At 64.4% G+C, this 8,809-nt stretch carries 8 protein-coding genes and 3 pseudogenes; 5 read left to right on the forward strand and 6 right to left on the reverse strand.

Annotation, left to right across the window (positions count from 1 at the left end):
• Positions 1 to 20: 20 nt before the first annotated feature.
• Positions 21 to 554 (reverse strand): annotated as a pseudogene (locus DES41_RS17870) (transposase); the annotation flags it as partial.
• A gap of 563 nt (positions 555 to 1,117) precedes the next feature.
• On the opposite strand from DES41_RS17870, the gene DES41_RS17875 reads away from it, so the two are divergent.
• From DES41_RS17875 to DES41_RS17895, 5 genes are all read left to right on the forward strand, one after another.
• On the forward strand, positions 1,118 to 1,846 hold the full coding sequence (locus DES41_RS17875) for a GntR family transcriptional regulator (RefSeq protein ID WP_147282876.1): 729 nt from the start codon (positions 1,118 to 1,120) through the stop codon (positions 1,844 to 1,846).
• Positions 1,847 to 2,058: 212 nt separating this feature from the next.
• Positions 2,059 to 3,000 (forward strand): TauD/TfdA dioxygenase family protein, encoded by a 942-nt coding sequence (locus DES41_RS17880; protein ID WP_114468976.1) that lies wholly within the window; start codon positions 2,059 to 2,061, stop codon positions 2,998 to 3,000.
• A 13-nt stretch (positions 3,001 to 3,013) separates the two neighbouring features.
• On the forward strand, positions 3,014 to 3,724 hold the full coding sequence (locus DES41_RS17885; protein WP_114468977.1) for an SDR family NAD(P)-dependent oxidoreductase: 711 nt from the start codon (positions 3,014 to 3,016) through the stop codon (positions 3,722 to 3,724).
• A gap of 102 nt (positions 3,725 to 3,826) precedes the next feature.
• On the forward strand, positions 3,827 to 4,330 hold the full coding sequence (locus tag DES41_RS17890; RefSeq protein ID WP_114468978.1) for a 2,4'-dihydroxyacetophenone dioxygenase family protein: 504 nt from the start codon (positions 3,827 to 3,829) through the stop codon (positions 4,328 to 4,330).
• 45 nt (positions 4,331 to 4,375) lie between these two features.
• A complete protein-coding gene (locus tag DES41_RS17895) occupies positions 4,376 to 5,347 on the forward strand; it encodes a Bug family tripartite tricarboxylate transporter substrate binding protein (RefSeq protein ID WP_114468979.1) in 972 nt (323 codons plus the stop codon).
• A 285-nt stretch (positions 5,348 to 5,632) separates the two neighbouring features.
• Here DES41_RS17895 and DES41_RS17900 read toward each other — a convergent pair.
• The 5 genes and pseudogenes from DES41_RS17900 to DES41_RS17920 form a co-directional block, all read right to left on the reverse strand.
• Positions 5,633 to 5,914: pseudogene (locus DES41_RS17900) on the reverse strand (hypothetical protein); the annotation flags it as partial.
• 56 nt (positions 5,915 to 5,970) lie between these two features.
• On the reverse strand, positions 5,971 to 7,557 hold the full coding sequence (tnpC, locus tag DES41_RS17905; RefSeq protein ID WP_114468980.1) for an IS66 family transposase: 1,587 nt from the start codon (positions 7,555 to 7,557) through the stop codon (positions 5,971 to 5,973).
• A 66-nt stretch (positions 7,558 to 7,623) separates the two neighbouring features.
• Positions 7,624 to 7,956, reverse strand: coding sequence for an IS66 family insertion sequence element accessory protein TnpB (gene tnpB, locus DES41_RS17910; RefSeq protein WP_147282877.1), 333 nt, complete (start codon positions 7,954 to 7,956; stop codon positions 7,624 to 7,626).
• Between the two features lie 7 nt (positions 7,957 to 7,963).
• Complete coding sequence (locus DES41_RS17915) at positions 7,964 to 8,386, reverse strand: transposase (protein WP_170168205.1); 423 nt, start codon at positions 8,384 to 8,386, stop codon at positions 7,964 to 7,966.
• A 49-nt stretch (positions 8,387 to 8,435) separates the two neighbouring features.
• A pseudogene (locus DES41_RS17920) lies at positions 8,436 to 8,714 on the reverse strand (transposase); the annotation flags it as partial.
• Between the last annotated feature and the right edge of the window lie 95 nt (positions 8,715 to 8,809).

Consider the following 8,809-nt stretch of genomic DNA (forward strand, 5'->3'; position numbering starts at 1 on the left):
GTGGAAACGAGGCAGGGTCAGATCACTACGACAAGCCGCGCCAATGGGAACCCCACACCGTGCGCCTGCGTGCTGGGTTGGGGATACGCAGCTTGGTTCTCGGGTGTATCGGGCATGGACAGCCCAGTGCCGTCCACCAGCTTAACGGATCGCCCGCGCCACAGCCAACGCTGGTGCGCCTTCTGACTGAGCAGCCGGCCGGTGTGCCGGGCCAGCCCGCTGACCATCGCCAGCGGCAAGCGCTGACGCGCCCGGCAGTACCCGCCGGTGCGAACGCTGCACGCGCGCAGACCATCGGCGGCGCGTTGCGCGGCCCAGCCGTTGACCGCCTTCTGGCACGACCCGTCAGCCTCCAGCGTCTGGCGCATGAACATGGACAGCGCAACCGTGGGCGGGTACAGCCGCTCGCGGTGCTCGGGCAGCAGCGCCTCGGTGGCCTGCAGCATCTCCTGGCTGGTCAGCATGTTGAAGAACTCCACCGCCTCGGTGCGCTCGGAGCGTCGGGCGATGCGCCGACGGCGTTGATGTATCTCGTCTCGCGCCCTCCGATCCATGCTGGCTGGCCTTCGGTGAGATGGGTTGGGTGTTTCGCAACCAACCATCCTATCGAGCTGAGATCAGCCTCCTCTCTTTGCCTTCAAGCATTTACGCGCGGCTGCAACGGCCGAGATGCCAAAGTAAGTGCCATTCACGCTAAGCAGGCCACATGGTGCCCTGCCTGCCAGTCGCCAATGTGGCTGAACACCCGCCCGGTGCGGATTGGGCGTATCCAGCAGGCCTTGCTATTGGCCCTTGCCAGCCACTGTTGTGGGACGGGTGTCCCGGCGCTCGGCGTTGAGCCGCTTCTGCGCGTGCGGCTCTGATTGTCAGTCGGCGCGTCAAGAGTTGTCCAGTACACCGTCCTTGCACGGGAGCTACCTGACATCGGGAGAAGACCCTGGTTATCACTCTGGTCACAAACAGATTTGAAGCATCTCAGGTCATTCTGGACGCTGGACTTGTATCGTGACCCCCGACGGGCGCCCGAGCGAGCGGCACCGGCGCCCTTGGCGCCAGAGGACTGGTCGCTATAGTTGCTGCACACTTGGCCAGATGTTGCCGGGCACTCAACAAAAACGTGAAGCAAGCTGAAATGAAAAAGTCGGCACTCCCGGCACCTGCAAGGCCGCGAACCATTGCAGTCGCCGAATCGATGAACATCGAAGGGCCTACCACGCTGATGGCGGAGGCGTATGCGCGGCTCGAGGAAATGATCGTGACGCTCGAGCTGGCACCGGGCGCCGTCGTGTCTGAAGCGATCCTGAGCCGGCAACTCGGCATCGGCACGACGCCGATCCGCGAAGCGCTGCATCGGCTGGCACGAGAGTACCTGGTGCAGATCATTCCGCGACGCGGCGTGGTCGTCACGTCGATCGATGTACGGCTGCAGTTCGAGGTCCTCGAGACGCGCCGTGAGCTCGACCGGTTGCTGGCGAGTGCAGCTGCACGGCGCGCGACGCAGTCCGACAAGGCAGCCATCGCGGCACTGGTCGGGCCGACCGAGAAGGCCGCTGCCCTGCAGGACATCAAGGAGTTCCTGCGCATGGACGTGCAACTGAACGCGCTGCTCTCGCGTGCTGCGCGCAACGCGGTGGCGGCCGAGACGGTCGCCAAGCTGCACGCGGTTTCGCGTCGCTTCTGGTACTTTCATCTCGACGCGCCGCGGCACCTGGCGGAGACCGCGCGTCGCCATGTCGGCGTGGTGAAGGCGGTGGCCGCCGGTGAGCCCACCGAGGCTGCCGCTGCATCCGACCACCTGATCGACTACCTTGTGACGTTCTCCCAACAGACATTGCCGCACGCCTGAGCGGCGCCTTCTCTCTGCTTGGCGCCAGAGGGCGCGCCGCCTCCTGATCCAGCCTGGGGTTTCCACGCTTGCCAACCGGCAGGCATGGTCTTTCTTGTGGAATATTGCTGGCATGCCAGTCGCATGCCACAATTCAATCCACGGCGATGCCGCTTTCCGTCCAAAGCTGAGCACCACCGCCACCGACCCTTTGCACCCGACTTGAGGACCCCATGCAACAAGCAGAAACCGCCGAGCTCTTCGCGATCAATTCCCTCCATGCACCGCTTGGCGCGGAGATCGTCGGCGCGGACCTTTCCCGCCCGCAGGGCTCCAAGCAGATCCAGGCTTTCCGTGATGCGCTCGACGTCTATGGCGTGCTGTGCTTTCGCGACCAGACCTTGACCGAACAGCAGCAGATCGCCTTCACGGAACAGTGGGGCCCCCTCGAAGACTTCCCGGAAGAGAACAAGACGGTGGCCGCGTCTACCGTCTACAACGTCGCCAACGTCTCCGCACAAGGCGAGCACCTGCCCGAAACCGACCATCGCGTGATCTTCCAGAGGGTCAATGCGCAGTGGCACACCGACAGTTCCTATCGCTACGTGCCTGCATACGCCTCGCTGCTGTACGGCATCGAAGTGATGCCCGAAGATGCCTTGGGCGGACGCACGGGCTTCTCCAACATGGTGCTGGCTTACGAAGCGCTGCCGGAGAACCTGAAGGCCAGGATCGAGCCGCTGCACATGGTGCATTCCTATGAGCACGGCCGCCGAATGTTCGCGTCGTTGCCGCCGCTGTCCAACTACGAAAAGAACGCCGTGCCCCCGGTCAGCCACCCGCTAGTGCGCGTCCATCCGGACGGCCGCCGCTCGCTCTTCATCACCGCCAACGCGGGCAACGAGATCAGCGGCATGCCGTTGGACGAGGGCCAGGCCTTGCATCGAGAGTTGGTGGAGCATGTTTCGAGGCCCGAGTTCTGCTACTTCCACAAGTGGAAGAAGGGCGATTTGGTCGTCTGGGACAACCGGACAACGCTGCACAAGGCCGAGGTGTACGACATGGCGCGCTACCGGCGTGTGTTTCGCCGCACGACGCTGGCAGGCGAAGGGCCCGTGCTAGGCCCGTACTCGACGGCAGTGGTGTCACGCGCCAAGTCCTCCCATGCCAAGTAGCGAGTCCGCTTCCATGCTGTTTGAACTCAAGGGGAAATGCGCGCTTGTCGCCGGCGGCACAAGTGGCATTGGGCTCGCGATTGCCGAGGCGCTACGCGATGCCGGCTGCACCGTGACCGGCGCCGGCCTGATCGGCAAAGAGCCGCCAAGCGGCACCGAGATCGCATTCGAGGCCATGGACGTGACCGACGCCGGCTCGATCGACCACGTCGTCGCGAAGTGCGCGACGCTGGACATCGTCGTCAATGCCGCCGGCATCATCCGGCGCGGCGAGGAGCATGACCCGGAGGTGTTCCGGCACGTGGTCGACATCAACCTGAACGGCGCGATGCGTGTGGCCGCCGCGACGCGGCAGCGCCTGGCTGCCACCAGGGGCAGCCTGGTCAACATCGCCTCGATGCTCAGCTTCTTCGGCGGTGGGCTGGTGCCCGCGTACAGCGCCAGCAAGGGCGGCATCGCGCAACTGACCAAGAGCCTGGCGATCGCCTGGGCGGCAGAGGGTGTCCGCGTCAACGCGGTCGCGCCGGGATGGATCGCCACGCCGCTGACCCAGGGCCTGCAGGACGACCCCGCCCGCAGCGCCGCTGTGCTGGCTCGCACGCCCATGGGGCGATGGGGCCGGCCCGAGGACATCGCAGGTCCGGTGCTGTTCCTTTGCTCGAGCGCTGCCGCCTTTGTCACCGGCACCGTGCTGCCTGTCGACGGCGGCTATCTCATCGCCTGATCGCCGATCTCCAACCACGAAAGCCACACGATGAACACTTCGACTCCTCTTCCGACATCGATACCGGCCGACACCGCGCCCGCGCGCGCCGGCGGGCTCGACATGTCGCGTATGCCCTACCAACTGCCGTTCCCGCAAGGCGTCGCCAACGAGATCGTCGTCGACGTGGTCATCCCTCAAGACGAGCGCGTGTGGGTGCCGCAGATGGAGAACGTTTGGTTCCGTCCGCTGTGCCTCAATACCGTGCAGGGCTACTGGGTCAACCTTTTGCGCGTTCGCAAATCCGGCGTGCTGAGCCGGCACCGCCACCCCGCGCCAGTGCATGGCGTGGTGTTACGCGGTTCGTGGCACTACCTGGAGCACGACTGGAAGGCCCGCGAAGGCTCGTATGTCTTCGAGCCGCCCGGCGAGACGCACACCTTGGTTGTGCCCGAGGACGTGCCCGAGATGATCACGCTCTTCCACATCACGGGCGCCATGATCTATGTCGATCCGTTTGGCCGCCAGACCGGCTACGAGGACGTCTTCACGAAGCTGGAGATGTGCCGCGCTCACTACGCGGCCTGTGGTCTCGGCGCCGCGTACGTCGACCAGTTCGTTCGCTGACCGCGTTCCCTACTTTCAATACTTCAAATGCCCCGGAGACAATCCATGATCCAGTTTCACCGCCGCACCCTCGTGGCCGCCATGGCGCTCGCCACCGCTTCGTTCGCCCCAGGGCTCGCATCGGCAGCCGACTACCCTGACCGTCCGATTGAACTGGTCGTTCCCTTTCAGCCGGGCGGCGGAACCGATGCAGTGGCGCGCGCATTCGGCGTCGCGGCGCAAAAGCACTTTCCAAAAGGTGTCGTCGTCGTCAACAAGTCCGGCGCAAGTGGCGGCATCGGATGGAACTACATGATGAACGCCAAGCCCGATGGCTACACGCTGGGCATCGTCACCGTCGAGATGGTGATCCTGCCGCACCTCAATCTGTTCAATCGCACCTACGCCGACGTCACGCCGATCGCACAGCTCAACGCCGATCCGGCGTCGATCATCGTGCGAGCCGATTCGCCCTACAAGAGCATCGATGAATTCATCGCCGCGGCACGCCGGGATCCCGGCAAGATGGCGATGGGCACGTCCGGCAACGGGTCGATCTACGACATCGCCGCTGCTGCCTTCGAAGAGAAGACCCAGTTGCAATTCAACCGCATCCCTTACCAAGGCGCCGCGCCTTCGATCCTCTCGCTGCTCAGCCATCAGATCGATGCAGTGACTGCCAGCCCCGCAGAGGTGGCAGTCCATGTGGCCGCTGGCAAGCTGCGCGTTCTGGCCGTGATGGCCGACAAGCGCCTTGAGGAGTTCAAGGACGTTCCCACGATGAAGGAAAGGAATATCGATCTTTCGATCGGAACTTGGCGCGGCATCATGGGCCCCAAGGGCTTGCCGCCCGAGGTCGTCAGAATGCTCAAGACCTCGGTCGCTGAGATCGCCAGGGAACCGGAACTCCAAAACACCTTGAAGAAGCTCAATCTCGGATACGTCTACGCCGACGACGAAGGCTTCAAGTCGGTCATGGAACGTGACAGTAAGGCCTTCAAAGACATGATTCCCCGTCTTAAGATCGTGACTAACTGATCTACAGGGACTTCCCCCTCAGTCAACGCCGCCTCATAGGTCTTCCTCCTGATTAACGGTATTCGTCTTCATGGCTCGCAGACGCACGATGGGTTCAGAAGCCACCGCAAAAGGACAGACTGCACATCTACAGGCGGGTTTGTGTCGGCCAAATGGTCCGAGGCCCCAGATACGAACCGCTCAGCAGGACTCCATTCGTTCCTCGTGCTTGAAGCACGGACGAGTTATCGAGCTCACCTGCTGCCGGTCTGACCTGTGGTGGTTATCTGCTATCGCACGTCCAATTCAGGGAATCGATTTACACGGGTGCCGGCACCGGCTTCTGGCGCGCCGCCGGTATCGCGGGCACATGGTCTGAATCGTCACACCCTCGCGCGTGAGCACCGCCCACAGGATGCGCGCATTCTTGTTGGCCAGCGCCACCACGGCCTTCTGCCAGCCGACACGCTCCTTCAGCTGCACCAGCCACTGGCTGATGCGGTCACTGCGTTTGGCCGCGCTCATCACGGCGGACTTGGCGCCCTGGATCAGCAAGGTGCGCAGGTAGTCGTCCCCACGTTTGGTGAGTATCCGTCCGGCCAACTCACCTAGACGGATTTGCAATCCGTTTAACTGGCGCGCTGCTACGCGGACACCGCGGGCTTCCAGTGATGCGGCAGCAACTCGTCAATGCGGCTGGCCGGGTGCGTGGGCAGCCGCTCCAACACGTTCTTGATGTACGCGTAGGGCTCATGCCCGTTGATGCGCGCCGAGTGCAGCAGGCTCATGATGGCCGCCGCCCGCTGGCCCGCGCGCAGGCTGCCGGCGAACAGCCAGTTTGAGCGGCCTATGGCGATGGGCCGGATTTGGTTCTCCACCCAGTTGTTGGAGATCGGCACGTCGCTGTCCTGCGCGAAGCGCGTGAGTTGCGTCCAGCGCTTCAAGCTGTAGTCGATGGCCTTCATCGTGGCCGAGCCCGCCGGCACCAACTGCCGCTGTCTGAGCAACCAGCGATGCAAGACGGCCAACACCCGACGTGACTTGCGCTGGCGTATCTGCCTTCGCTCATCGCCAGGCAGATCTTCGATCTCGCGCTCGATCCTGAACAGCACTTGGAAGTAGCGCAGCGCCTGGCGGCCGACCTCGCTGCCGTGATTGGCCCACAGGTCGTTGAACTTCCTGCGCGCGTGCGCCATGCATTGCGCCGACGTCACGCCCTTGGTCGTCGTGGCGGTGTAGCCGCCAAAGCCATCGGTGAGCAGCGTGCCCTGCCAGGCTTGCGGGGTGTCGAGCTTGAGGAACTGCTGAACATTCTCGCCGCTGCGGCCTTCGGCGAATTGGAAGACCACGGCCTTCGTCGCGTTCAAGCTCGTGGTGCAGTACGACCAGATACAGGCCTTGTGCGTCTTGCCGTCGCTCAAGTGCTTGGGCTTGAGCATGGCTACCGGCGTCTCGTCGGCATGCAGCACCGCATGGCGGCGCAACTCGTCGGCCAGCGCGTTGACCAGCGGCTGCAATTGCGCTCCGCACTCGCCGACCCACTGCGCCAGCGTCGAGCGGGCGATCAGGTGGCCGGCGCGTTCGAAGATGGCTTCCTGCCGGTACAGCGGTAGGTGATCCAGGAACTTCGCAACCAGCAGGTGCGCCAGCAGGCCGGCAGTCGGGATGCCCTTGTCGATGACGTGTGCCGGCACTGGAGCCTGAACAATCCGCTCGCAGCAGCGGCACGCCCAGTTGCCACGCACATGGCGCTCGACGCTGAACACGCCGGGCTGGTAGTCCAGCCGCTCGGCCACGTCCTCGCCGAAGCGCTGCAGGGGCTGCCCGCAGTTGCAGGTGGTGTCCACCGGCTCGTGCGGCACGTCGTGGCGCGGCAGGTGTGGTGGCAGCGGGGTGCGCTTGGGTGTCTTCTTGTCGGTCTTGTCCTTGGCCTTGGCCTTGTCGTCGGCCTGGCCCTGCTCGCGTTCGATCTCCCGCTCGAGTTCGGCCAGGTCGGCGTCCAGCGTCTCCTCCAGCAGACTCCTCTGCTCGGGGGCCAGGCTGGCGGCGAAGCGCTCGCTGGTGGCGGCGAACTTCATCCGCTTGAGCACGGCCATCTCGTGCGTGAGCTTGTCGATGAACGCCTGCTTGAAGGCGATCTCGGCGTCGCGCTGCTGGATCTGCACCAGCAGCGACTGCACGGCCTGGCGCATCTGCGGCTCCAGGGTGTCCAGTTGCTCGGCGCTGATCATGGGAAGTGATCGTGCCGCGCCGAAGCGCTCCGCGCATCGGCACATCCGGCAATTGCCAACGGTCGTTCAGATCACACGGATGATCCCGGCATCGCCCAACCGCTGCCAGGGCAGGCCCAGCACCAGGGCGTCGAACTGCGGTCGCGTCAGCTGCAGCGTGGCGCTGGCGTCAAGGGGCCAGACGAACTTGCCGGCGTTGAGCCTGCGAGCGGCCAGCCACACGCCGATGCCGTCGTGCACCAGCACCTTCATGCGGTTGGCACGCCGGTTGGCGAACAGGTAGGCGTGGTTCGGGTGGGCTGCGCCGAAGACACCGACCACGCGGGCGAGTGCGGCCTCGGTGCCCAGGCGCATGTCCAGGGGCTGTACGGCCAGCCACACAGCGTCGACCTTGATCATGCGCGGTTCACGCCAGCACGTCGCGCAGCCAAGCGGCGCTGCGCGCGTCCATTGGCAGGCTGGCGCTGACGCTGGTGGCGCCGCGGCGGATCTCCACCGTGACGCGTTCGGATGCCGACGGGGCCGCGGTCGGCTCGGGCGCGGCAGGTGTTCGATCACCGAGGTTGGCCAGCGTCACCGGCACGAACGCGGGCGGGCTCATGGCGGCCTGGGTGCGCGTCGACGCAGATGCGGCGTCGCCCATCTCCGACTCACGCACCCAGCGCCGCAGCATGTTTGCGTTCAGGCCATTGGCAAGCGCCACTGCGGCTACCGAGCCATGGCCTTGGCGGGCCATCGCTATGACATGCGACTTGAACTCATCGGAGTGCCGGCGCCAGCTGCGCTTGGGTGGCCGCGCTACACCGGGATCGGATTGTGAAGTGTCCATGTGTCCACGCATTTGTGAACCGACCCCCAAACCTTGGACAGTTATGGCTTCATGCGGGCGCCGCGGCGGCCTGCTTCCTGTACGCCACTGGGCTCAGGCCGCCGAGCCCGAGCTTGATGCGATCCACGTTGTAGTAGCGAATGTAGTCGTGAAGGGCGTCTTTCAACGCCTCGGTCGTGTCGAACTTGTTGAGATGGAACATCTCGCATTTCAGCGTTCCGAAGAAGCTCTCCATGGCTGCGTTGTCATAGCAATTGCCTTTGCGCGACATGCTCTGGACGACCCCGCTTTGATGCAGGCGTTGGCGGTACGCGGGCATGCGGTACTGGGTGGATTCAACCGGTCGACGCAACACCTTCAATCAAGGAGGTGTCTATGGGCCGACCGGCGGGTTGGATGCAGAGGTTGACGGGGCGTGGCGCG

This window comes from Pseudorhodoferax soli, assembly GCF_003337555.1.
Classification (GTDB): domain Bacteria; phylum Pseudomonadota; class Gammaproteobacteria; order Burkholderiales; family Burkholderiaceae_C; genus Pseudorhodoferax; species Pseudorhodoferax soli.